This window comes from Myxococcus sp. RHSTA-1-4 (genome assembly GCF_020037125.1).
GTDB lineage: Bacteria > Myxococcota > Myxococcia > Myxococcales > Myxococcaceae > Myxococcus.
Genome location: NZ_JAIQDG010000030.1, coordinates 1 through 25,590 on the forward strand (window position 1 = coordinate 1; position 25,590 = coordinate 25,590).

The 25,590-nt window shown below is 68.3% G+C and carries 9 protein-coding genes; 3 read left to right on the forward strand and 6 right to left on the reverse strand.

All coding sequences use genetic code 11. The features are described from left to right. Positions 1-127: 127 nt before the first annotated feature. From K8638_RS32885 to K8638_RS32900, 4 genes are all read right to left on the reverse strand, one after another. Positions 128-571: a tol-pal system YbgF family protein gene (locus K8638_RS32885; protein ID WP_223758638.1), complete on the reverse strand. Its 444-nt coding sequence runs from the start codon at positions 569-571 to the stop codon at positions 128-130. A gap of 7 nt (positions 572-578) precedes the next feature. Next, entirely contained in the window at positions 579-17,894 is a 17,316-nt protein-coding gene (locus K8638_RS32890; RefSeq protein ID WP_223758639.1) for an RHS repeat-associated core domain-containing protein, read from the reverse strand. Beyond that, the gene (locus K8638_RS32895) at positions 17,891-18,775 is read right to left on the reverse strand and encodes a peptidylprolyl isomerase (protein WP_223758640.1); all 885 of its coding nucleotides are present in this window, start codon (positions 18,773-18,775) and stop codon (positions 17,891-17,893) included. The genes K8638_RS32890 and K8638_RS32895 overlap by 4 nt, the downstream gene beginning before the upstream one ends. Before the next feature lie 100 nt (positions 18,776-18,875). After that, a complete protein-coding gene (locus tag K8638_RS32900) occupies positions 18,876-19,664 on the reverse strand; it encodes a peptidylprolyl isomerase (RefSeq protein WP_370644178.1) in 789 nt (262 codons plus the stop codon). A gap of 444 nt (positions 19,665-20,108) precedes the next feature. Here K8638_RS32900 and K8638_RS32905 point away from each other — a divergent pair, with 444 nt between their 5' ends. Continuing rightward, positions 20,109-20,978 carry a peptidylprolyl isomerase gene (locus K8638_RS32905; RefSeq protein WP_370644179.1) on the forward strand — a complete coding sequence of 290 codons (870 nt, stop codon included), beginning with the start codon at positions 20,109-20,111 and terminating at the stop codon, positions 20,976-20,978. Positions 20,979-21,078: 100 nt separating this feature from the next. Here K8638_RS32905 and K8638_RS32910 read toward each other — a convergent pair whose 3' ends face one another. Then, positions 21,079-22,203 (reverse strand): PLP-dependent aminotransferase family protein, encoded by a 1,125-nt coding sequence (locus K8638_RS32910; protein ID WP_223758642.1) that lies wholly within the window; start codon positions 22,201-22,203, stop codon positions 21,079-21,081. A 226-nt stretch (positions 22,204-22,429) separates the two neighbouring features. Between K8638_RS32910 and K8638_RS32915 the strand changes: the two genes are divergently transcribed. Next, positions 22,430-24,019 carry an MBL fold metallo-hydrolase gene (locus tag K8638_RS32915; RefSeq protein WP_223758643.1) on the forward strand — a complete coding sequence of 530 codons (1,590 nt, stop codon included), beginning with the start codon at positions 22,430-22,432 and terminating at the stop codon, positions 24,017-24,019. A gap of 111 nt (positions 24,020-24,130) precedes the next feature. After that, entirely contained in the window at positions 24,131-25,018 is an 888-nt protein-coding gene (locus K8638_RS32920) for a sulfotransferase domain-containing protein (protein ID WP_223758644.1), read from the forward strand. A 9-nt stretch (positions 25,019-25,027) separates the two neighbouring features. On the opposite strand, the gene cysC is transcribed toward K8638_RS32920, so the two are convergent. Beyond that, entirely contained in the window at positions 25,028-25,585 is a 558-nt protein-coding gene (cysC, locus tag K8638_RS32925) for an adenylyl-sulfate kinase (protein WP_223758645.1), read from the reverse strand. Positions 25,586-25,590 lie beyond the last annotated feature (5 nt).

Sequence of the window (25,590 nt, forward strand, 5' to 3'; positions counted from 1 at the left end):
TGGGCAGTCCTCCCGACCCCATCACACAGCCGGCTCGAACTCGGGCCTCGCTCCCTCAACCAGGGTGCGCGTCAACAATTTCAGCCCGTCCACTCGGCTCCAGAGAGAACGATACGTGATGGATGCATCAGGCATCCTGTTCAGGAAGGAGCTGAGACTTGATGAACTGAAGGTACTTCTCGTCGTCTCCCTCAAAAACCTCTTCCCCGCCGCCCATGTATGCCCGTGCGAGCTCATCTGCAGCCCGCTTCTTGTCACCCAGTTCGAACTCGCTCTGCCCAAGCCGCAAATGGACGAAAGGATTACCCAATCCATCAGGGCTCCGAACGGCATCCCGCATTGCCTTTCGTGCCTCCGCGAAATCCCCCAAGTGGAAATACATGTCACCGATTGCGGTGAACACCCAGGTCGCGGCGGCGTACTGGTGCACGGGAGCGGGGATGAGCGCCAGTGCCTGGCGGTATTTCTGCAACGCCGCCTCATACTTCTCCGCTTCCGCAAGATCATCCCCTTGAGCACAGAGCTGCGAAATCTTCTCGTGCTGCTCGTCAGAAAGTTCAGACACGTTCATCCTCTCTTCAAATCTCCGGATCCATGTACTCATCATCCAACCGCGCGCCGTTCGACCGGTTCACGTGCGCTGGCTGGAGCTCATAATTGTTCGGATCCAGCATGAAGTCGCGCACTCTCTTCGAGCGTGCCCCATGGAAGCGCCCGATTGCGTTCCACCATTTGACTGCGTCGATCCGGTGCGCCATATCGGTCGTTTCGATCGGGACCCACATTTCCCGATACTTGACGTCGGTTCCCCCAGTCGGGTTCGTCCGGATCTTGCCCTCCTTGGTCATCCTCTCGATGACCACGCGGCCTGTCGGAGAGTCCTTGGTGGGGGTCGCCCCCATGTAGCGGAGGCGCCGTGCCTTGTTCGCCGCCCCGCGCGTAATCACTCCGGGCACCTCCTTGTTCTCCAGTTCCTGGGCCTTCGCGCCGTTCCTGCGCACGAAGTTCTTCCGGCTGCTCTTCAGCGGATCACTGCCACCACCATCACCGCTTCCTGCCATGAAGGAGACGAGCCGGCGCCAGCCGGAGCGTCCATCGGCTCCGGGCATGCCGCCTGGCGGGAACCGCCCTCCTCCCGCGAGCGCCCACGCAGGCCCTGGTCCGACCCCATCCCAGTCTGGCAACTTGAGCTTGTCGAGGGCGGGACGCACTCCGTGCGCGACTCCCGCCATCCCGGAGACGCCGGCCGATATTCCGGCAGCCACCATCCAGTAGTCCCCGCTGGCAATGCCCGCCTGGGTGTACCTGGCGCCCTCGTACATCCCGTAGGTACCCAATGCAGCCCCGGACGCTCGCAGCACCGCCGGGCCATACCTGAGGGCGGTGACCCCCTTTACCGCGACGCCCACGCCGGCATCGAGCCCTCCTCCGAGATACGCGTCGAAGTAGTCGACGTCGGCGAAGCTCTTGGGTCCCTGCTGTGCCGCCATCTGGCCCAACACGTTGCCCGCCATGCCTCCACCCGCGACGAAGAACGCGGGCGTGCAGCCCATGGCGACACAGCCGATAGCAATGCCCGCGGTGCCCCCCACCACCTTCGCTACCTTCGGGCCATGTTCCTCCACCGCCGTGACGACTTCATTGATGTCGTCGATGGGCTGCCGGTTGCGCTCGTAGAAGAGGCTGCCGAGCCGTGCCCATTGGACATACTCGGGCGTGTATCCCTCTTCCCTTTCCACTTCAGAAAGCCAGCCGAGCAGCTCGCCAGCCTCGCCCGTCGGGTCCACGAAGCGCAGCGGGTTTACGTTCCCGTAGGCGAACGCGCCCAGGCTCATCGGGTTGTACAGGTTCCCCATGAGGGGATCCTCGGAGAGGAAGCGCCCCCATCGCGGGAGGTACCAGCGCTGCTGCGCGTATACGAGTCCGGCATCCTTGTCGAAGCTGTGGCCCGTATATCCCAGGCTTGACTCATTCGGGCCCGGGCTATTTCCATCCTGATAACCACCCCAGGCATCGTACCGGTAGGTCACCGGGTCGCCGCTCGTCATCCGGCGCACCACGCTGCCCAGCCCGTCGTGCAGCAGGCGCTCGCCACCGGCCGCCACGGTCAGGCCCGCCACCTGCTCATGCAGCAGTCGCGTCCCGGTACCAGCGGTCTCCTCCACCAGCTGGCCGCCAGCCCACAAGAAGGCCTGGTTCCGGCTCCCCACCGCGGATGAACGCCGCAGCCCGGCGTAGTCATACTGGTGGTTCACTTCGAGGGAACTGCCTCCTCCCGAGGCCCCCACCAGCACCTGCGTCAGCCGGCCCGCCACGTCCCACCCGTAGTTCCTCACCCCCCGCTCCACTGATGACTCCTGGAGCAACCGGCCCGCCGCATCTGTCGTGAAGCTCGCTACTCGCCGCTCGGTTCCAAGCGGCCCATCAGGTAGCGACAGGTCGTCAATCGACAGCAACCCTCCGTTCGCGTCGTAGGCATAACGAAGATCCTTCTCCGGCCCGACGACCGCTCCGAAACCGAAGGCGTCCAGCGGGCCGTTCGCCGGGTAGCTCGCCGCATGTCGCTCTCCCCTCCGCGTGCCATCCGCCTCCAGCTGGTACAGCACCGCCGCTCCGCTCGCATAGCGAACTCCCGTCAGCCGGTTTGCACGGTCATACCCATACGTCGTCACCTGCTCCGTGGGCGTGGTCGCCGCCCGGAAGCGCTCCACGGTCCGGTTGCCACGCTTGTCGTACTCCATCTCGAAGTACGTCAGAGGCGACGCAGGTGACTGGCTGCATGCGACGTCGCTCGAGGTCGCCCGTACCGACACGAGCCACCCGCGCCCGTCATAGCAGTGCCGCTCCACCACGTTGCCATCCGACACCCGGCTCAGGCGCTCCCCACCAGGCTCGAACTCGATGCTCCGGGTCGTCTGCGTGGCGCCCTGAGTCGAGCTCAGCGTGCTCAAACGTCCCAGAGCGTCGTAAGCGTGCGTCAGCTTGTAGATGGAGCCGTTGGCCCCCTGCTTGGACAGCCGTTCATGGAGCAGGTCCGAGCCCGGCAGATACGTATACGAAACCGAGTCGTTTCCTCGCGCCACCTGGGTAATCCGGTCCCGCAGGTCGTACGTGAAGGAGTTGAGCAGGAGCTGTCCGCTCTTGCGTTCCTCCGACACCTGCACCGCCGCGTCGGTTCCGTCGTAGGCGAAGCCCACCCGTGTCAGGTCCGAATACCGGCCCGTCGTCGCCTCGCTACCCGCCGTATACGTCTGCCACACCGAGCGCCCACGGCCATCCACCACGGAGGCCACGGTGTCGCGCGCGGAGCCACTCGTCGTGGCATCGAGATCGGGTCCCACAACCGTGCTCGCCCCGTGGACGTAGCTCGCCGTCCAGTCCGCTCCGGTCCCTCGCGTTCGCTTCTTCAAGCGGCCCAGGTAGTCCTGCTCGAAAGTCTCCCCGGGCATTCCTCCCGCCGGCGGAGTGATGCTCCGCAACTGCCGGAGCGCGTCATAGCCGTAGGAGGTCGTGGCCAGCCCGGGAGGAGTGACCGCGCGCAGCTCACCCAACGGGCCATGGCTGTACTGCCACTTGTCGGACGGAACGCTGGGATCGTCCCAGACCGTGCTCACGTTTCCGCCGCTGTCGTACGCGTACTTCTTCTCCGTCGTCTGCGTGTCCTTGCCGAATTTCTCCCGGACCAGCAGCCCCCGAGGCCCATAGAAGCGCTCATGAACCCGCATGGACGGGTCCGTCACCTTCGTCACGCGCCCGTCCAGCCGGTACTCGATTCCGGTCTGCTCGCTGGCTCCGTACATCACGTTGACGAGCAGGCCCTGGTCATACGTGTAGGTCGTCTCGGGACGTCCCGATGGCGACTCCTTCGTCAGCACGCCAACCGCGTCGTACGTCCAGGAATCCGTCAGGCCCCCCTGCGTCCGGGACGACACCTGGCCCAAGCTGTTGACAGCGAGGTTGAACTGGCGCGTCGGCAGCGTCACCCCGGGCGTGGCCGTCACCGTTCCGGTCTGCGTCACCGACACCGTGCGCCCGTTCCACGGAGACTGGGTGCTGTACTCATACGAGTCCGTTCCCCGCTGCCAGTGCTCGCGCTCCTCCAGCACCCTGCCGCGGTCGTCGAACTTCTTTCGCTCACGCGTCAGCACCCACGGACCACCCGACTGGCCCTCCGTCTTCTCCGTCGTCACCTGCTTCTGCACCCAGGGCCCCGCGTAGGCGTAGGTGCTGACAAGCGAGTTGCCGTCCGTGCGAGTCCCACCACCCGCCAGCTCGAGCTTGTCCTCCCGGACTTCCTTCAAGAGCTGGTAGCGCGCATTGAAGTAGCGGTAGGTCTTGTAACCCAGCGGATCCGTCTCCTCGACGGCGCTGTTCGGCACCGAGCCGTCCGAGCCTGGCTTGTTCGTCTGGTTGTACGCGTAGCTCCAGACAGCGCCCACCGTGTTTCCACCGGTGGCAACCAGCTCCTTCGATTTGAGCTGGCCGAAGGCGTCGTAGGTGAACGTCCATTCCTCTTCAGCATGCGGGCCCTTCTGCCGCGTGACCCGTCCCTCGCCGTCCACGAAGATCTCGGTGATGGCAGCGGGATTCTCCACATCACCGGGCTCGTCCTTCCTGTAGAGGTTCCCCGCCAGGTCGTAATGGAACGTCGTGGTCTCGGTGGCGGTCCCCTCGGTCGGCACGACGAGGGTCTTCAGTTGGCCGCGCGTGTCGTAGGTGTACTTGTACGTGGCCTGCTTGTCCCCGACGAACCGCACCTCCTCCCTCAGCCGTCCCGCGACGTCGTAGTACTCCTCCACCACCTCGGTGCGAGTGCTGCTGCCCCCCGTCCCGATGGTCCGGGAGATCTCCACCAGCCTGCGCCCCGTCTGGCCATGAGTCGCGTCCAGATAACGGCGCTTCTCCTCCAGTTCGATTCGCCCGCCACCGGACTCCATGGAGCGCGTGTACCGGGTCTGGCGGCCGAGCGCGTCGTGGTACTCGTACCGCTCATCCGTTCCCATGATGTGGTCCTGCCTGCGCGCCACGCGGCCGAGCGTGTCGTACTCGACCGTGGTGTTGACGCTGGAGACCACCGCCCCGGACAGGTTGGTCTTCGTGGAGCGGATGCGCCCCATCGCGTCCGGCTCCAGGTCCAGCACGTGACTGGAGGCACTGTTGCCAAACGCCGTGTACATCACGTCGCCGCGGAAGTTGCGCTGTACCTCTGACGTATAGCGCTCCCCGGTCATCGACTCCGCCCCCGTGTAATCCCAGTACACGGGTCTGCCGAAGAGGTCGTAGCCGATCCTCGTCGACAACCCATTGTGATCCACGGTCAGGCGGGCATTTCCGTTGGAGTCGAAGTCCTGGTAGCTGACCTCGTAGACGCCGGTCGGCCCCTGGCTTTCACCTGCGTTGGTGATTTTGATCCCCGTCAGGCGGCCAGACGTGTCGTACTCGTACGTGCGCTCCACGCCTACCGCATCCGTCGTCCTTGCCAGGCGGCCATTCTGTGAGAGGCGCTTCCGGACTGCCGTCTTCGGCTGACCGGGGGGGCCATAGGGCGTGCGCTCCTCGACGTAGAGGCCCTTGATGCTCTCGTCCCCCTCCGTCACCTCCCAGGTCTCCACCGTCCTCAAGGGCTCCGAGCCATTGAGGCGCTCCTCGACGGTCACCCGCCGATTCGCAGGCGTATAGGTGTACGTCCACTCCTGCGAAGGCTCTCCCTTGATGAAGTGGTAGGTCAGGCGGCCCACGCTGTCGTACTTCCACTGCTCCTCGGCCCCCGTCTCATCTTCCTTGACGCTCACCACATGGCCGAACGTGTCGTAGGCCACATGGCGGGTCAGCGTGCCAAGTCCCAGCTCCGCCGCCTTCGTGTTCTGGATGATGATGAGCTGCGGCAGGCCCAGTGCATTGGGATCACCGTAAGTGATTTGCTGACTGAGCCCGTCCACTTCCGAGGTCACGACACCGGACCCGTCCGTCTTGAAGGTACGGTTGCCCGTATCCAGCGCTGTCGTGCCATCACTGTTCGTAATGGTGACGCCCTGGAGCTCACCTTCGGAAGTCAGTCGCGAGGTGATGGACTGGGTTCCATTGTGTGTGGGGATGACCCTCGTGTCGGGAACACCGAACCGTTTGTTCGCATCCTGCGTGAAGGTCTGCTGAACGAGCACCGTATCCTTGGCGACTCCGGACGTCGCCTTGAATCCCTCCGTCGCGGGCGGCAGCGCCTTCAGCGTCAACGTCTTCAGGCGGTGCGACGCATCGAAGTCGTAGCCGAGCTCCGCCTTGTTCGACAGCGTCACCAGGTCCGGAGAGATCTGGCCATCCTCACGCCAATGCGTCTTCTGCTCGGGCAGCTCACCGACCTGGAGCCGCTCGACGCTGCCGTAGTTGGTCAGATCGAAGGCCATCTCCACGCCGTCCGGACGCTTCACCTTGCGCTTGTTTGCATCCAGATAGGTGTACAGGAACGACTTGGGCCCCAGTCCGGAGATCAGCGCCGAGTCGATGACCTCGCGCGGCTGCACGTGCTCGTACGTCTTCGATGCGCCGGTGCTGCCGTAACTGGCGACCCACTGGTCGAAGTAATCGCCATCCCCGAAGATGGGCGGAGCTTCATCCGGCGACAGCTGGAGCCGGGCCGCCCTCAGCTCATTGACGAGCCGCCACCGCGAATACCCCGACACATCCGTGGGGAGCGCCGCGTACTCATACTTCCAGGCCTGGCGCGGACGCCCCGTGCGGCGCACGGCGCGCAGCAGGTTGCCGGTGGAGTCATGCTCGAACTCCACGCGGTGGATCGCATCATCCGTGTCGGGGTTCTTCGTCGAATCCGCCGGCAGGTCGCTGTTCAGATAGAGCCCCACCGCGGACAGCCGCCTCAGGTTCTCCGTGCGGGCCAGCAGCTGCAGCTTCGCGGAGGCCTTCTTCTCGTTGCTGGAGATGTCCTCGTACTCGAAGACCAGGGTGGCAAGGCCTGGAGCCCGGCTGACGCGGGCCACGCGGTCGGAGTCGGCCTCGTAGGAGATGGTCGTCCAGCCCTGCTTCGTCGGACTGTCCTTCCCCTGGCCATCGGAGAACTCGGTCAGCACCCAGCGGCGCGGGCCATAGGTCTTGCCCAGGACCGAGTCCTGCCTGAACCGGTAGACCCAGCCCTGCTCCGTCGTGAACTCGGCGCCCGACGCGTCAACCTTGAGACTGCCGCCATGAGACTTGTCCGTATGGCAGTCGCGCGCCGAATGGAACGTCGGGTCGAGCGTGTCGCACAACGGGAAGTCGTACGACTGTCCACCGAGCACCACGATGTAGCGCCCGAGCTCCTCCTCCAGAACAAAACCCTCGTAGTTGTGCGACCAGCCCGTGCCCAGAGCCGTCACGACGTTGTTCTGGTTGTTGAAGGTGCGCGAGAACTGAATCATCTCGCCGAGGTGCGGAATGGAGAAGTCCTCGTGCGTCAAGCTGAGGTGACCACCCGCGAGGTTGACGCCCTGCACCACCGTCTGCCCGGCAGCCCGCGCATTGACGAAGGTGTAGCGCCCCATGGGCTCTCCGAGCTCGATGACGATCTCGTCGCGAGGGAAGCCAAACAGGCCTGCATCGGGCTTGATCTTGAGGAAGAGCACCTTGCCGCGCTGGGCGGAATCCTGCATCGACCCCAGGTCGCTGAGCAGAGGCAGCGCGAAGCGCCGGGCTCGGTTGGCCCCCGGCTTGTCGAACTGGATGAGCGGATCATCCTTCGTGAGCTTCTTGAACTCCTGGAAACGGGACTGTTCCTTGTCGGTTTCGATGTAGCTCTCGATCTCGTAGCGCTCATCGCCCGCGTATGGCCCGTCCTTGTACGAGAGCTTCGCCGCGAGGAGCAGCGTCTCCTTCGTATTGCAGTCCCGTCCCACGCATACCCGGATTTCGCCTGACGTCATCTGGTCCGGCTCGATGGCGAAGTACGCCATCGCCTTCTCCGAGATGGACCTACCGGGCGCCGGTACCACCGTGGGTGTCAGCGACGCCGGGCCAGCGAGCTTGAGCGTGGATGGCGCAGGCAACGGCTTCGCCAGGGACTTCTCCACCGTGTCCTTGCTGCCCGCCGTCACGAAGTCCGTGCGTGGGGAGATGCCGTGGAAGTTGAAGCGGTACAGGACGTTGTCCGCGTTCCCGCTCAGGTACAGCTCGAAGTACAGGATGTCCGCCGCGGACAGCACCTCGGGCAGGTACTCGCCCGCGCAGGTGCCGCTCACTCGCCGCGTCGCCGCGTCGATGGTCACCGGGCACTCGATGCCGAAGTCATCGGTGCCCAGCCGCAGCCGGTACTCACCACTCAGCGTGCCCGCACGGCCCGCCTCGTCCGGCTCCTGCAGGCTGGCCATGAGGAACTCGAAGGCCACGTCGTCCTCGCTGGCCTCGGGCTGATTTCCAGCGAGCACGCGCCCGGCATCGAGCGTCTCACCCACGCCTCCATCCAGCCCTGCCCCGTGCTCACCTGTCCGAGCGGTGATGGTGACGGCGCCCGGCTCCAGCACGCGGAACTCGTGCTCGCGCGCGCGGTCGTACCGCTCCAGGGCCGTGCCGTCGGCTTCGCGGTGCCGGTAGACGTTCTTCAGCCCCACCGCCCACCGGGGCATCCCGGCCAGGCCTCCGTCGGGCTCGTCGTTCGGCTCCACGCTGCCGTCGTCACCCACGCACTTGCCCGGCTCGCAGAAGTCCGGGGGCGGCGCGTTCTGCTCGCTCGGCTGCAGGAAGCCGTCGTCGTTCCTGTCCCGCTCGTACATCGGGTGGCCGACGACGTGCAGGTAGTAGTTCGCCTTCGGCAGCGAGCTGAGCGTCACCCGCTCGCCCGATGTGTTCTGGTACGTCATCGAGGCCTGCACGGACGCCGTGTGACGGCCCGGCCGCACCGGGAACGTCACCACCGCCGGCTCCTCCACCGCCGACCCCGTCACCCGAACCACGCGGCCCGCCAGCGGCGGCACCCCCGGCGGCACGTCCACCACCCGCGCCGTCCCCGTGTCGCACCGGTTCAGCAGCCGCTGCGGCGAATTCGGCGGCAGCTCGGAGCAGAAGAGTTCCAGCTCCTCGCCCGCCAGCCCGTAGTCGCGAATCATCCCCGGCTCGCAGATGCCGCCGTCCGGCAGCAGCCCCGCGTCCTGGCACCACGCCCGGGTGTCGAAGCCACCGTCGCCCGCATCCGCCGCCCCGCCGTCACCCGCATCCGGCGATCCGGCGTCAAGGCCCGCATCCGGTGCTCCGGCGTCAATGCCTCCGTCCGTGCCCGCATCGGGGTCCGGCTCGGGCAGCTGGCGCACGCGCCAGTGCGTGGCCACCTGGAGGAAGTCATCCTTCGTCGTCGCCGCGCCACCGTGACGGATGAGGCTGGGCTTCGCGGGTACCTGGACTCCCTCGGGGGTGATGCGCCGTGCCACGCGGATGTCCAGCTCCGGCGGGAACAGCTGCAGGTCCGCCGGGATGCCCAGCTCGGCCTGCGTGCACCGCGACAGCGTCATCGTCTGTCCGTACTCCGTCACCTGCAGCGGGCCGCCGGCCTCGTCATCCGCCTCGCACGTCCCCGCATCGGAGCGCCCGACGCGGTTGATGGCCGGCACGGTGACGCTGGCCGTTCCGGCGTAGCCCGTCTCGTGGTTCACCGCGAACACCACGAGCCGCTCGCCCGGGTTCAGCCGCAGGTAGTTCGTGCGGTTGTCCCGGCAGTTCCCGTCGTAATAGCCCTGGTCCGCCGGGCTCAGGCTGCCGCCGTCGGAGCCCGACATCTGCTGCTCCAGCTCGAGGCACCGCTGCCGCGCCATCTGCCGGATGCGCGTGGCCGGCCCCGTGCGCACCCGCGCGTAGTAGCCGTGCGGGTCGCCCGGCTTGTACGTGCCGCTGGTGCACACCGGCTCGTTCGGCTTGCCCGCCGCGAACGTGGCAATCGGGTGCTCCAGGTCGTCCTCGCGGAAGAAGTGCACCTCCGTCGACTTCACGTCCCGCAGCGCGATCTTGCTGTACTCGCCCGGAGTCCCGGCCCGCTCGCTGTGCGCGTCCGGGGTGCAGTCCAGTTCCAGCGGCTTGCCGTAGCGGTCCACGAACGTCAGCGAGCCGTGGAGCATCCGCACGTCCACCAGGATGTCGGCGCGCGTGGTGCGGCCCGGGTACAGCCAGAAGGTCTGCGAGCAGACGGGGAACTGGTTGAGCGTGGGCGTGTAGTGCACCACCCCGTCGTCCCCCAGGCGCTCCACCAGCCGCGGGCCGGTGGGCACCTCGGTGCAGGAGATGCCCATCTCCCCGCCCATCAGTCCCGCCACCGGGATTCCATAGCCGCCCGTGGGCCCCGTGGCGCCCGCGCTGCCTCCGCCCGGCCCCGTCAGCGTCACCCGCAGGTTCTGGAAGCGGATGGGGCTGTGGACGGCCTCGTCGTCGTTCTCGTTGAAGGTGTCCTGCAGCGTGCGCAGCTTCAGCTTCGCGCGTGGCGTGCCCGCGTCCTCCTCGAGCGGCTCCAGCACCGCCTCCAGCCTCACCGCGCGCTGGGTGGACTTCGACAACCCGGACAGCGTCAGCACCGTGGTGCCCGGCGGCAGCGCCACGTTTGGCGTCAGCGTGGCCTCACCCTCGCCCTGCGCCAGCCACGTTCCCTCCTCCCCCGCGGGCGGCGACAGCGGTCCTCCGGCCGCCTCCGCGGACAACTCCACGCGCACCGTCTCCGGGTTCTCCACGTCGTACGGGTCCGCTGACTCGAAGCGCGAACGGAAGTTCAGCGCCAGCGTGTACGGCAGGTTGACCGTCGTCTCCAGAGCGGGCTTGCCCACCGCGGGCACCACCGGCTCGCGCACCTCCAGCACGAGCTGCCGCTCCAGCGGCGCACGCACCGAGCCCGTCACCGCGCCCGGGATGGCCAGGTTCATCACCGTGTCGAATGCGCTGTAGGCCGAGTACTCCATGCCGCCGCCGAACTGCGCGTGCGCTTCGCTCATCACGAAGGCCGACATGAACTTCTTCCACGCCGGCATGGAAGGGTGAGGCGGACGAACCCGCTGCCTGAGCCCTTGCAGCCCCGCCCCGCCATCCAACGGAGAGCCCCCGTCGGGGCTCAGGCCCAGCGCCGCGGCGACGACCTGGTGCTGCTCGTCGTTGAGCGGGACGTAGCCCAGGAACTCCAGCGAGGTGAGCGCCACCGAGTCCAGGGGCCGGAGCGCCTTGCCATCCGGTGCCACCTGGGCGAAGCCGGCGCGCTTGAGCACGTGCCGCCGCGGGTCATGTCCCAGCACCATGGCCAGGCGCCCGGCCGGCAGCCCCGTACGGTTCGGCATGGACAGGGACACCGCCTTCTGCAGCCGCATCCCCGCGGGGCCAATCTGCCACAGCGTTCCAGGCGAGACGCGGCCCTCGATGGGCAGCGGCAACGCATAGGGCGGCACCTCGGTCGCGGTGACCAGCCCGCGTGTCGTCCCGTCCTCGAAGAAGAGTCCGCCCTCGGGCACGTCCACCTGCAGGTCCGGCTGGCGGCCCGCGAAGTCCAGGTGCAGCTCATTCAGCGCGTCCACCACCTGGGCGGAAGCCGTGTCCACCGGGGTGAGCGTCAGCGGTGCATCCAGCGTGTCGCCCTCCTCGTTGAAGAACAGCCGGCGACGCACCGTGGGGAAGGACAGCCCGTCGGACGTGAGGCCGCCCTCGTAGCGCAGCACCTGCTCGCCGCCGCGCGGGGAGAACAGCGTCCAGTTACCGTCCGGCCCGGTGACGGTGGAGACGCCCAGGTCCTCGACCACCACCTTCACGCCCGGCAGCGGCCGGTAGTCCGCATCCGTCACGTACCCGCGGACGCGCGTCAGCGGCCGGCGCACCGTGAAGTCACTGGTGAAGGTCTTGCCTTCCATGTCCGGCAACTTCTCCGGCTGGATGCCGGCAACCTGCACCGTCAGCCGCGCACCCTCCGGCAGCGGGTCCCTCGCGATGAAGGAGACCGTCTGCGCCCCCGGCGCCACGGAGTAGCCCCCCGCCAGCGGGCTGGACTGGCCTTCCACGAAGACCTTGAACCGGTCCTTCAGCCCGACGGGGTTGATGGGCTTGTTGAAGGCCACACTGATGAGCGTGTCCGGCTCGACGTTCACCGCGGCCGGCCGTGGCAACACGCCGGTGACGGCCAGCACCTCCTCGTCCACGTTCCGGTAGCGCACCGTCACGCTGGCGGAGGCCTTCATGCGCTCTGGCGTCTGGTTGTCCTCGGCGGTGACGTTGATGAGGTTGTCCCCCAGCGCCAGCGGCACCATGGCCTCGTAGACGTCGGACTCCGAGCTCACCGGCGCTCCGGCGATGCGCACCTCGTGCAGCGGCACGCCGCTGACGACGCGTGCGCGCACCTTCACCAGGGCAGTCGGTGCCTCGGCCCCATCGAGGGGCTCGAGAATGGTGACCACGGGCGCGAAGCTCCGCAGCGACAGCGTCACCTTCTTCTGCGAGCGGTTGCCCGCCACGTCCAGGGCGCTGACGATGACGTCCCTGGGCGTGCCGAGCGTCAGCGGGATGGAGGCACTGAACGCGCCCGCGACGACGCGTACCGGATAGCTGTCGGCGCCGCTGTCGACCCGCACTTCCACCAGGTTCTGCTCACCCACCGTGCCCTGAAGCAGGAATGGCGTCTCCGACACCAGGGCAGGCTCAGCCGGATCGGCCGGAGGCACGGGCCGCGTGAAGCTGAGCTGAGGCGGCGTGCGGTCCACCACCATCACCCGCGTCGCGGTATCGGTGCGGCCCTTCGCGTCCGTCACCCGGAACAGGAGCGAGTGCTCGCCGTCCAGGAGCGACAGCGCTCCACTGAACTCGTGGCCATTCACGGCCAGGCTCGTTCCCTGCACGGTGACACGCAGCGGCGGCGTGCCGCCCTCGATGCGGCCGCGCACCGCGAACTGGGTGCCACCGTAGACACCGCCCTCCACGGGCGACTCCACCACGAGCACCGGATCCGGCTCGCCGATGTCCGTCCCCGCATCCGTGCTCGTCCCGGAGCCCGCATCCGTGCCACTGGAGGAGCCGGCGTCAGCCGGCGAGGGCCCCGCGTCCGAGCCGCCGCTCCCCGCATCCGGCCCGCCGCTCCCCGCGTCCGGTGTTCCCGAGTCAGGCACCGAGGTCCGGGTAACGGTCCGGGAGACCTCCTCCGTCAGCCCGTAGCCGTCCTTGGCGACCACGGAGACGGACGTCGTCCCCAGGTCCAGCGTCAGCACGTGAGAGAAGTTGCCCGCCGCGTCCACGGAGACGTCCGCGCCACCGACCTGCACCGTGACGGTGTCCTGGTCGTCCGCGGCCTTCGCGTTGCCGCTCACCGTCACCGTGGTATCCGTCGTGCTCAAGCCATCCGCGGGCGCGCTCACCGCCAGCGTGGGCTTCGTCGCGTTGGCCCGCACCGTGCGCGTCACCGTCTCGGTGTTCCCCACCGCGTCCTGCGCGCTCACGACGACGGTGTTGTCCCCCTTCGACAGCGTCACGTCGTGGGAGAAGCTTCCGTCCGGCTGCACCGCCACCGCCTGGCCGCCCACCGTCACCGTCACCGTCGAGGCGTCCGTCACGGTGCCCGTGACGGCCACCGTCAGCGCGGGAACGCGCGCGTTCTGCGCCGGCGCAGCCACGTGCAGCACCGGCTTCTCCGAGTCACGCACCAGCGTCACCGAGTGCGGCGTGACGTTGCCCGCCGCGTCCGTCGCGGTCAGCTCGAAGGTGTTGGTGCCCTCCTGCAACGCCAGCGTCGTGCTGTAGCGCCCGTTCTCGCCCCGGCTCAGCTCCGTCGCGCCCAGGCGCACCGTGACCTGCGACAGAGTGTCCTCCACCAGCAGCACCAGCTCCTGCGTGCTGCTCGCGGTGCGGTGGCCGTCCGGCGGGCTCACCCGCGTCACCACCGGCGCCGTCCGGTCCACCGTGAACGACCGCTCCAGCCGCCGCTCGTTGGTGGCCCGGTCCCGGGCGGTGATGACCAGCGTGTAGTTTCCCTCGTCCGAGACGGTGGTGCCGCTGGTGATTGTCTGGGTCCCCAGCATCGCCACGGGCGAGCCGGCCTCGAGGTGGTCATCGCTGGCGCTGAACGTCAGCGTGAAGGACGTCTTCCGCGCCTCATCCGGGTCGACGCCCGACAGGGCGATATCCGGCGGTGTGCGGTCGATGGCGAAGTGGACCTGCTGGGTGGCCACGTTGTCCGCATCGTCCGTGGCGGTGATGACCAGCGTGTACTCGCCCTCGGCCGTGATCGAGGTTCCACTCGTGAAGCCCGCCTGCCCGTTCAGCGTGGCCACCACCTCGACGCCGTGGGTGTCCGTCGCGTTGAAGACCGGAATCACCTCGGACGCCTTCGTCAATTCGTCATCGGCCACACCCGCCAGGCTGATGACCGGCAGGGTCCGATCGATGGCGAAGCGCACCTCCCGGCTCGTGGTGTTCCCCACCCCATCCGTGGCGGTGATGACCAGCAGGTAGTCACCTTCCGCGGTGATGTCGGTGCCACTGTCATGCGGCTGGCCGTTGAGCGTCGCCGTGACGGTGACGCCCTGCGGGTCGGTCGCTCCGAACACCGGGGTGACGGTGGCGGCCTTCGTCACGTCCCCATCCGCCACGTAGTACAGGTAGATGATGGGCGGGGTCCGGTCGATCATGAAGAGCACCTCGCGGGTCGAGGTGTTGCCCACGTCGTCCGCCGCCGTGATGACGAGCGTGTAGCCCATGCTCGAATCATCGGAACCCGTCACGGAGGTCCCACTGGTGAACGGCTCGCCATTGAGCGTGGCCGTCACCGTGACCGGGCCCGGCCCATCGTCCGTGGCGCTGAAGACTGGGACCACCTGGGCACGGGTAACCCCGCCCTCCGGCACGCCCGACACTGTGATGACCGGCGCTGCCCGGTCGATGGTGAAGGACTGCTCGAAATCGGTCTGATTGCCCGCCCGGTCCTCCGCCACCAGCCGGAAGACATGGGTGCCCGGATCGGAAATCATCGCCCCGGCCAGATACGGCTGGCCGTCCAGGGTCGCCTGCACCGAGGCCGGATCCAGGTGCGGGTCCTGCGCGGAATACTCGATGGTGAAGAAGGTGCGGCGCCGCTCTCCAGGAGCGAAGCCCGTCACCACCAGGTTTGGACCCAGGCGGTCGATGACGAACGAAAGACTCACGGTCTCGCTGTGGCCGAGCTGGTCGGTGGCCTGGATGCTCAGGACGTAGTCGTTCGGAGCCGTCACCGGGGTGCCGCTGGTGAAGGCACTGCCGTTCAGCGTCGCCGTGACGCTGACCTCCGTCACGTCCGAGACGGTGAAGACGGGTACCACCTGGGGCTCGCGCGAGTACTCCCCGTTGGTCACTCCGGACACGAGGATGACGGGCGCCGCCCGGTCCAGCGTGAAGCGCACCTGCCGGGTCGCCACATTGCCCGCGGCATCCGTGGCGGTGACGATGAGCGTGTGCACGCCCTCGGCCGTCACCGGCGTCCCACTGGAGAAGGGCACCGCGTCAAGCGTGGCCACCACCGTCAGCGCCGTGGCATCCGTCACCTCGAAGGCCGGCACCAGCTGCGGCGCGCTGCTCTTCTCCCCGTCCGTGACCCCTGACACGTTGATGACCGGCAGCGTCCGGTCCAGCGTGAACGTGAGCTGCCGCGTCGCCGTGTTGCCCACGTCATCCGTGGCGGTGACGATGAGCGTGTGCACGCCCTCGGCCGTCACCGGCGTGCCGCTGGCAAAGGCCGCTCCGTCCAGCGTCGCCACCACCGTCACCGGCCCCTCGTCCGTGGCACTGAACGTGGGCACCAACTGCGCCGCGTTGCTGTGCTGACCGTCCACCACCCCCGAGAGGGTGAGGACCGGTACGTCCACGTCGATGTTGAAGGTGCGCCGCACCTCGGTCCGGTTCCCCGCCCGGTCGGTGACTTCCGCCACGAAGACATGCTGCCCCGCGGTCGTGATGTACGTGCCGCCCACGTAGGGCTGCCCGTCCAGCGTCCCCACCACCGACTGCAGGTTCGCGTCCTGGCCGTTGTAGTGGATGGCGACGGGGGGGCTCCGCCGGCTGCCGTCCTCCACGCCCGTCACGGTCACCACCGGCGGTGTCCTGTCCAGGGTGAAGGTGAGCTGGCGCTCCGTCACGTTGTTCGCCGCGTCCCGCGCGGTGACCTTGAGCGTGTAGGCGCCTTCCGTCTGCACCGGCGTGCCGCTGGTGAAGGGCGCGCCATTGAGCGTGGCAGTCACGGTCAGCGGCGTCGCATCCGTCGCACTGAACGTCGGCACCACCTCGGCCACGTTCACCACCTGGCCATCGGGTACGCCCTGCACCGTCAACACCGGCGGCGTCCAGTCCAGCGTGAAGCTCACCTGGCGTGTCGCCGTGTGCCCCACGATGTCCCTGGCCGTGACGACCAGGGTGTGCGGACCCTCCGTGTTGATGGGCGTGCCGCTCGTGTAGGGCGCTCCGTCCAGCGTGGCCGAGACGAACAGCTCGCCCGGGTAGTTGTCAGTGGCGCTGAACGTCGCCACGAGCGGCTTCGCGTTCAACACGGAGCCATCAGCGGGGCCGTCCAACTGGATATCTGGCGGCGACAGGTCGATGAAGAAGGTGCGCCGCTCCTCGACCCGGTGGCCCGCGTGGTCGGTCGCCACGAGCACGAAGACGTGGTCCCCCTCGCCCGTGGCGGGCGTACCGCTCGTGTGCGGCGCTCCGTCCAGCGTGCTGGTGACGGAAGCCAGGTTGGCATCGTGCGCGGCGTAATTGATGTACACGGGCCCGCCGTATCGCGCGCCGGTCGTCACGCCCGTCAAGACCAGCTGAGGTGGGGTCCGGTCGATGGTGAAGGAGATCTCCCGCTGCGTCTGGTTGCCCGCTCCATCCGTGGCCGTGATGACCAGGACGTGAAGTCCCTCGTCCGTAACGGCCGTGCCTTTGAGGAAGAAGAACCCATTCAGCGTGGCACTCACCATCACCTGCCCGGGACCGTTGTCCGTGGCGCTGTAGGTCGGAACCACCTGCTCCGTGTCCGACACCTGGCCGTCCGTCACTCCCGCGACGGTCAGCACCGGCGGCGTGACGTCGATGGTGAAGCTGCCGTGGATGGTGCGGGTGTTGCCGGCCTGGTCCGTCGCGGTGAGGGCCAGGGCGTAGGGGCCCTCGGCGTAGACGGTCTGCATCGGAGCAATCGTCTCGCCGTTGAGCGTCGCGACCACCTCCAGCGGAGCGGGAGTCCCATCCGGCAGCGTGGCGTCCGCCCAGTAGTTGATGACGATGGGGACATCGTTCGTCGTGAGCCCGTTCACGAAGCCCGACCAGTTGAGGTCCGGTGCTGTCCGGTCGATGGTGAAGGTGACGTCCAGGGTCGCGGTGTTCCCGGCCTCGTCCGTAGCCGTCACGCTCAGCTGATACCGGTTCTCCGCCACGATCGGCGTGTTCAGCGTGTATGCCGCGCCGTTGAGGGTGGCGGTCAGCGTCACCGGGCCTTCATCCGTCGTGACGGCGTCCGGCACCACCTGCGCGGCATTCGTGTACTGCCCGTCCGTGACGCCGGAGAGCTGGAGCGTCGGTGGCGTCGTGTCGATCCTGAAGGTTCGCGTGGCCGTCGAGGACAGGCCCCGGGTGTCCGTTGCCCGGACCACCAGCGCGTGCCAACCGGGCGCGGAGACCTGCACCTCGCCGGTCACCGGCACGCCGTCCAGCTCCGCCTCCACCGTGGTGGCGCTATGGTCGGTGACGTACCACCCCAGCGTCGCCGACGTATTCAGCGCCGCGCCCTGCGCCACACCGTTGATCTGGATCGCCGGCGGCGTCACATCTCCCGGCATGGCCTGAGCCGCCTGGCCCAGCTCGGGCGAGGCGGCGGCGGACTGCGTCTGCTGCGTCTCCGGGCGGCCACATCCCAACAGCGCGCCGAGGAGCACTCCCACCCACGCAACGTGGCGAATCATGGACGCTGGCCTCCGTCCGTCCCCCCGGGCCCGCTGGAGCCCGCGGGGGCCTCCAGCCGCTCAGGGTAGGTCTTGATGCTGATCTGCTGGCGAAGCTGCTCCACCAGCCGCTCCTGCGCTTCACGGCGCGCATCGGCTTCCAGCTTCCCGCGCGCCTCCTCGAAGGCAGGCACCACCGTCCTCATGCCCTCCACCGCCTCCAGCAGGTGCAACCCGTACGCGGTGGCGAACGGCTTGGAACGCTCGCCCTGCTTGAGCCGCGCGGCCTCGGCGAAGAAGAGCGGATCCACCTGCCCCTCCAGCACCGGCCCCAGATCTCCTCCGCGTGCCGCGCTCACGGTCTCCTCGGAGGCCTCGCGCGCCACCTTCTCGAAGGGCTCTCCGCCCACCAGCCGCGCGAAGATGCCGTTCATTCGCGACTGCGCTCGCGCCCGTGCCTCCTCGTCCACCCCCGGAGCCACACGCACCATGATCTGCCGCACATGCACCTGGCGCTGCGCCAGCGCATCCCGGGAGGACTCGTAGCGCTTGCGCAGCTCCGCGTCCGTGGTGGCCTCCGCCATGCGCTTGTCCAGCAGCGCCTGGGCCAGCAGCTCGCGCTCGGCCGTCCTCAGCCGGGCCTGCAGCAATGGGTCCTCGGCCAGCCCGGAGCGGCGGGCCTCTTCGGCCAGCAGCGAGCGCTCCACCAGGAAGTCCAGGGCCTCGGGAGGTGACGGGCGCTCGCGCGAGCTGCGCGAGGCGATGAAGGCAGACACGTCCGGCTTCGTCACCTCGCGCTTGCCGACTTCCGCCACCACGTTGGCATCGCCGCACGCGGCGAGCGCCAGCCCCGCCAGGGCCAGCACGGACACCCACCGCGCGGACACGCGCTGGCGGAACATGTTCGATGGATGCGCCGCGCGCAAAAGGCACACGACTGCCTTTACGGCACGGAGACCGTTCGAGCTGAAGCGATGCACAGCCCCTCCCGCCTGCGAGCCCCTACGGGCGTGCAGGAATGTCGACTTCCACCGCCCCCGCGCTTCGCAGCCGGGCGATCAGTGCTTCGAAAGCCTTCTTCTTGAATTGCGGCAGCGCGCGCCCTTCCACTTCCGCCTTCACCTCCTCGAAAGGAGGCACCCGCGCCTCGCGCCGCTCCAGCAACTGCACCACCGAGTACCCCCGGCCCTCCGCGACCACCCCACTCACCTGTCCCACCGTCTTCAGGCCGAACGCCGCGTCCTCCAGCTGCCGGTCCGGCAGGTCCGCTCGCGCCACCCACCCCAGCTCCCCGCCCTGGGTCTTCTCGGTCCCATCCCCCTCGGCCGCCACCTTCGCGAGCGCCTCGCCCGCCTTCAGCCGCTGTGCGAAGCGCTCCGCCTTCTGTTTCGCCTGCGCGCGCTGCGCCGCCGTCGCCTCGGCCGGAAACGCCACCAGCACCCGCCCCAGCCTCAGCCGCTCCGGCTGCGCGAACTCGTCCCGGTGCTGTGTGTAGTAGGCGCGCAGCTGCTCCTCGCCCGGCCTGCCCGCGGCCTTCTCCTCGGCCGCCAGCAACGCCTGGATGATCAGCCGCTCCTCCAGCTCCCTCACCTGCTTCTGGATGTCCTGCTCCAGATGGAGGCCGCGCGTCCGGGCCTCCTGGGCCAGCAGCCGCTTGTCGATCATGGAGCGCACGAATTCGCGCTGTCCGGCCGGCCGCTCGAATTGCTCGCGCAGGGGCGAGGGCAGGCGGGAGGACTCGGCGATCAGCTCCGCCTCGGTGATGACGCCACCGTCATAGCGGCCCACCACCCGGCTCGTCTCCCCGGCTCCGGGCGCCGCCTGGGGGGCGGTACCGGGAGAAGGACGCGTGCACGCGAGTGATAGCGCCAGCGCGACCAGCGCAAGGCCTCTGCCACGTATGTTCATTGTGGGGACTGCCCCCCTCTGCATGCCGATCCCGACATGCCGGTTTTCGGGGTTCGCACCATGCGTCATGCTGGATATATGGTTCAAGGACAGTTTCCTGGTCGTTGCTCCGCTTCCTTTTCCCTTCTTTCCTGCCCCAGACCTCCTGGCTCCCCACACGTGCGTCGCGGATCCGCTCGTTCCGTGGATGGCCGGGGGTTGATCCTTCACATGCGAACGTTCTTTGCCTGGCTCCGGCCCGCGGTTCTTGTCACACTTGCACTTACAGGTTGCGGTGGCGGTCCTTCTCGCTCTTCCGATCAATCCGCAAAGGCAGCCGGCCCCGTCGTGGCGGTCGTGAATGACCGCACGCTGTCATCCCAGGATGTGAAGGCCAGGCTGGAGGAGCAGCCGCCCTTCATCCGCAGCCGGTACGCCACCCTGGAGAAGAAGAAGGAGTTCCTGGACAACCTCATCCGTTTCGAGCTGCTGGTGCAGGAGGCGCGGCGGCAGGAATTGGACAAGGATCCGGAGATCCAGGCCACGCTCGAGAAGGTCATGGTGCAGAAGCTGCTCCGGAAGCAGCAGGAAGCTTCCGCCGCTACACCAGGAGACGCCGAGCTGCGCAAATATTACGACGAGCACCTCTCCGAGTTCGTCCGTCCCGAGCGCGTCCGGCTGAGCCACATCTTCCTGGAGGCCCCGCAGGGCGACGCGGGCAAGCGCGCCCAGGCGCGTGCGGCGGCGGTGAAGCTGCTCTCCGAGGTGAAGGCCCAGGAGGTGGGGGCCTCCAAGAGCGCCTTCGAGATGACGGCCACCCAGCAGTCCCAGGACAACGCCACGAAGGCCGCCGGGGGCGACCTGGGCTTCCGCACCCGTGACGAGCTGACGCAGAGCTGGGGCGCGGCGCTGGCGGACGCCGCCTTCGGACTGAAGACGGTGTCGGAGATCGGCCAGGTGGTGGAGACGGAGAAGGGCTTCCACCTGGTGAAGCTGCTGGGGCGGCAGCTCGGCGTGGATCTGCCGTTCGACCAGGCCCGGGCGCGCATCGAGAGCCGGCTGCTCTCCGAGCGCCGCGCCAGGTCCATGGAGGAGTTCGTCGGCGGCCTGAAGGCCAAGGCGAAGATCGAGGTGAAGGAGGACGTCCTCGAGCAGCTCAAGATCGAGGGGGCGGAGACCTCCCCCGCCCTGCCGGCCGGGGCGGCGGCGCAGCCGTAGTGGCAGGCAACCCGGTCAGGGAGGGCCTCCGTTCCTGAAAGGCACGGCGGCCCCGAGGGGGCCCGGGCCGTCTGGCGGCACCGGGCTCCTCGCGTCCCCGTCAGCCCCGCGCCGCCAGCACCCGGCCCAGCCGGGCCACGGCCTCTTCGATGCGCGCCGGCTCGCAGTTGGAGAAGTTCAGCCGCATGCAGTGCGCGGCGGACCGCCCGCCCTGCACGGAGAACGCCTGCCCGGGCAGGTACGCCACCTTCTCCGTCTCCAGCGCGCGCGCCAGCAGGGCCGTGGTGTCGGTGCCCTCGGGCAGCTCCGCCCAGACGAACATGCCGCTCGTGGGCTTCGTCCACGTGGCTCCCTTGGGCATGTGCTTCTCCAGCGCGCCCAGCAGCGCGTCGCGGCGCAGGCGGTACTCGTTCCGCAGCCGCTCCAGGTGCGCCTCCAGCCGCCCCGAGTCCAGGAACGACAGGATGATGCGCTGGGTGAACGTCGCGGTGTCGATGTCGCTCGACTCCTTCACCGTGGCCAGCCGGAACACCATGGGCTCCGGCACCACCACCCAGCCCACGCGCAGGGCCGGCGCGAGAATCTTCGAGAACGAGCCCACGTAGTACACCCACTGGTCGTCCAGCGCGCGCAGCGGCGGCAGCACCTGCGCCTCGTAGTGGAGGAAGCCGTACGCGTCGTCCTCGATGATGGGCATGCGGTAGTCGCGCGCCAGCTTCACCAGCCGCTCGCGCGCCTCCGCCGCCAGGCTCGTGCCCAGCGGGTTGTGCCCGTCGCTCATCGTGTAGAGGAACGCCGGCCGCTCACCCGCGGCCAGCAGCGACTCCACCGCGTCCAGGTCCAGCCCCGTGCGCGCGTCCCGGCGCACCGCCAGCCGCTTCGCCTGGTACGGCTCCAGCACCTGCTGGAAGCCCGAATACACGCGGTCCTCCAGCATCACCGGCTGGCCGGGCTCCAGCATCAGCCGCACCAGGAGGTTCATGCCCTGCTGGGCACCCGTGGTGAGGAACACCTGCTTCGGCGTACAGCGCACGCCGCGCTTCGCCATCATCGCCACGATGTGCTCGCGCAGCGGCTCCAGCGTTGCCGAGTACTGGAGCGCCCCTCCCTGCTCCGCCAGCACGCGCGCCGCGGCTTCCCCGATGCCCTCGGTGGGGAACAGCTCGGCGGCCGGCAGGCCCAGCGCCAGGGAGAAGACGCCGGGCTTCGTGATGTTCTGCAGCATGTCCTGCATGGCGGACGGCGCCAGCCGCCGCGCCCAGGACGCCAAAGGAAGCTCGGGTGTGGTCATCGTGGCCAGGATGTTACTTCAGTGGAAGCCGAGCATTCCAGGGAGGCCGGACGGTCACACCCTTCCCCCCACCCGTGCTTGCGGACAGAATTCCGTGTATCAACCAGACTTCGCCGCTCGCGAGCGCCGCGGAAAGTTCAAGCCTCACCCGGAGACCGCAATGCTGGACCGTCCGATGTACCTCAAGCCGAATGTCGCCATCGAGCCGCTCTACAACCAGTGGTACGTCTGGTGGTACCTGCTGTCCCCGGCGACGGCGCCGATGTTCGTGACGAACCTGCACCTGAAGCTGATGCAGTCCTTCGTGGCGAACCCGGACGTCCACGTGGCGGCGCTGAAGAATCCGCTGCTGATGGGCGGTCCCTTCATCAACCACCCGGCGTCGCGGGTGCCGCAGGTGAAGGAGCTGCTGGAGCGCACCCAGCGCGAGCAGGCGCACATGCTGGCCTACACCAAGGCCATGGCCGAGCTCGAGCAGCTCATGGCGCCCAACAACGGTGCCTCGATAGAGCCGCTCTACCCCAAGGTCCCGGACCTGCTGCGCGGCTACGTGGAGCTGACGTATGACCTGATGAACCGCGCCAGCGCCCGCGTCATCGAGCCGCTGCTCTACAAGAGCCGCTTCTACCAGGAGTCCTCGCAGAGCGTGACGCTGAACATGGTGGACGGCGACTGGCGCCCCTACATCTTCAGCACGCCGCGCCTGGAGGAGGACTCGCCGCTGTGGCTGCGCGTGCCCTACCGCCACGAGGGCATCGACGAGCTGTTCCGCATGCGCCACACCCCCGGCTCGCCGGGCCGCGTGGCGGAGATGCTCGGCGTTCCCGCCTCCGCGGCCTCGCACTTCGCCAACCTCTTCACGGAGACCGCGCCCCGCAAGACGGAGCGCTACACCGGTGAGGGCGTGCGCGTGCGCTACTTCGGCCACGCCTGCGTGCTGATGGAGACGAAGGAGGTCAGCATCCTGACCGACCCCGTCATCAGCTACGAGTTCCCCACGGACCTGCCGCGCTTCACCCACTCGGACCTGCCCGAGCACATCGACTACGTGCTCATCACCCACGGGCACGCCGACCACCTGATGATGGAGACGCTCCTCCAGCTCCGCCACCGCGTGGGCACCATCATCGTCCCGCGCAACAACGGCAACTGCATCGCGGACCCGTCGCTGCGGCTGATGCTCCAGGCCACCGGCTTCAAGAACGTGGTGGAGATTGACGACCTGCAGGAGATTCCCGTCCCCGGCGGCTCCATCACCGGCCTGCCCTTCATTGGCGAGCACAGCGACCTGGCCATCCAGGCCAAGACGGCGCACCTGGTGCGGCTGGGCGGCAAGTCCATGCTGATGGCGGCGGACTCCAACGCCCTCGAGCCGCGGATGTACCAGCACCTGCGCGACATCATCGGCACCATCGACGTGCTCTTCCTCGGCATGGAGTGCGAGGGCGGCCCCATGAGCTGGATGTACGGCCCGCTCCTGAGCAACCCGCTGCCCCGGAAGATGGACCAGGCGCGCCGCCTCAATGGCTCCGACTGCGCCCGCGCCAGTGAGATCTTCAACTACCTGTCGCCGAAGGAGGTCTACGTCTACGCCATGGGCCAGGAGCCGTGGCTGCGCCACGTCATGGTGCTGGTGTACGACGACAAGACCCCGCAGATCGTCGAGTCGAACAAGTTCATGGAGTACTGCAAGTCGAAGGGCGTCCCGGCGGAGCGCCCCTACGTGCGGATGGAGCGCATCCTCAAGTAGCCTCCAGCGGAGAAGTCCTGCTGGCGGGCCCGTCAGGGCTCGCCGGCGCCAGCAGCGGGCGCGGCGTGCAATGCGCCGCCGCCCGCGGGTCGGTCCCCGTCGTGGAGCAACATGTCCGGTCGTCTGTCCTGGAAGCAGCGTGCCGCCTACGCGGCCATCCGTCTCGGCCTGCGGACCCTGAAGTGGATCATCGGCCCGTCCATCGCCGCCGCCCAGGCGTTGCAGTGGATCCGGCTGCGGTACCTGCGGCTCAAGCCCCGGCCCGGCGACATCTACGTGGCCACCGCGGCGAAGGCCGGCACCACGTGGATGCAGCAGATCGTCCACCAGCTCGTCACGGGCGGCCGGGGTGAGTTCGAGCACATCTACCAGGTGTCCCCCTTCCTGGAGGACCTCCTGGCGGCCACCTGGGCGGAGCGCCTGCTGGACGCGCTCCCCTCCCCGCGCATCCTGAAGTCGCACATGAACTGGGAGCACCTGCGGCCTCCCGCGGACAGCCGCATCATCTACGTCACGCGCAACGCGGCGGACGCGCTGGTGTCGCTCCACAACCACCGCGTCCTCTGTGACGGCTACCGGCTCGACTTCGACACGGCCTTCTTCCACGGGGACCCGCTCGTCGCGCAGTGGTTCGCCCACCTGGAGTCCTGGTGGCCGCACCGCGCGGACCCGAACGTCCTCCACGTCCGCTACGAGGACCTGGTGGGCGACCTGGAGGGCAGCATCCGGCGGGTGGCGCGCTTCCTGGACCTCCCCATCGAGGAGGACCGCATGGGCGCCATCCTGGAGAAGTGCAGCTTCGCCTACATGAAGCAGCACGACGCCCGCTTCGACGTGCGGACGGGCTTCTTCGACGCCCGCAACCCCCGGCCGACCTTCATCCGCAAGGGGGCCGTGGGAGACGGCCGCACGGGGCTGACGCCCGAGCTCCAGTCCGCGCTCGACGGCCGGCTGGGCCCGCTGCGCAGGAAGCTCGGCATCAGCCAGGCCGAGCTGTGAGGGGCCCGCTCAGGCCGCGACGGCCCCGGGCAGCAGCCCCCGCGCGCGCAGCGTCTCCAGGGTGCGCTCCAGCCCGGCCTCCACCGGCTCCGCGTCCGAGCGGACGGTGACCTCGGGCGACTCCGGGGCCTCGTACGGGTCCGACACGCCGGTGAAGTGCGGAATCTCCCCGGCCAGGGCCTTCTTGTAGAGGCCCTTCACGTCGCGGGCGATGAGCGCGTCCAGGCTGGCCTGGATGTAGACCTCCAGGAAGGGGATGCCCTTCGCGGCGGCCATGCGGCGCACCTCGTCGCGCGAGCTCCGGTAGGGAGAGATGGCGGCGACGATGACGCCCACGCCGTGCCGGGCCAGCAGCAGCGCCACGTTGCCGATGCGCCGCACGTTCTCCTCGCGGTCCTCCCGCGAGAAGCCCAGCCCGCGCGACAGCCAGGTGCGCACCTCGTCACCGTCCAGCAACTCCACCGGCCGCACCGGGCCCATTCGCTCGATCAGCGCGCGCGACAGCGTGCTCTTGCCCGCGCCGGACATACCCGTCAGCCAGAGAATGAAACCCGCGGTCTGCCGCATCGTCG

Coding starts and splice junctions, on each gene's coding strand:
- K8638_RS32885 (WP_223758638.1), bottom strand. CDS start 571: ATGAACGTGTCTGAACTTTCTGACGAGCAGCACGAGAAGATTTCGCAG.
- K8638_RS32890 (WP_223758639.1), bottom strand. CDS start 17,894: ATGATTCGCCACGTTGCGTGGGTGGGAGTGCTCCTCGGCGCGCTGTTG.
- K8638_RS32895 (WP_223758640.1), bottom strand. CDS start 18,775: ATGTTCCGCCAGCGCGTGTCCGCGCGGTGGGTGTCCGTGCTGGCCCTG.
- K8638_RS32910 (WP_223758642.1), bottom strand. CDS start 22,203: ATGCTGCAGAACATCACGAAGCCCGGCGTCTTCTCCCTGGCGCTGGGC.
- K8638_RS32915 (WP_223758643.1), top strand. CDS start 22,430: ATGCTGGACCGTCCGATGTACCTCAAGCCGAATGTCGCCATCGAGCCG.
- K8638_RS32920 (WP_223758644.1), top strand. CDS start 24,131: ATGTCCGGTCGTCTGTCCTGGAAGCAGCGTGCCGCCTACGCGGCCATC.
- cysC (WP_223758645.1), bottom strand. CDS start 25,585: ATGCGGCAGACCGCGGGTTTCATTCTCTGGCTGACGGGTATGTCCGGC.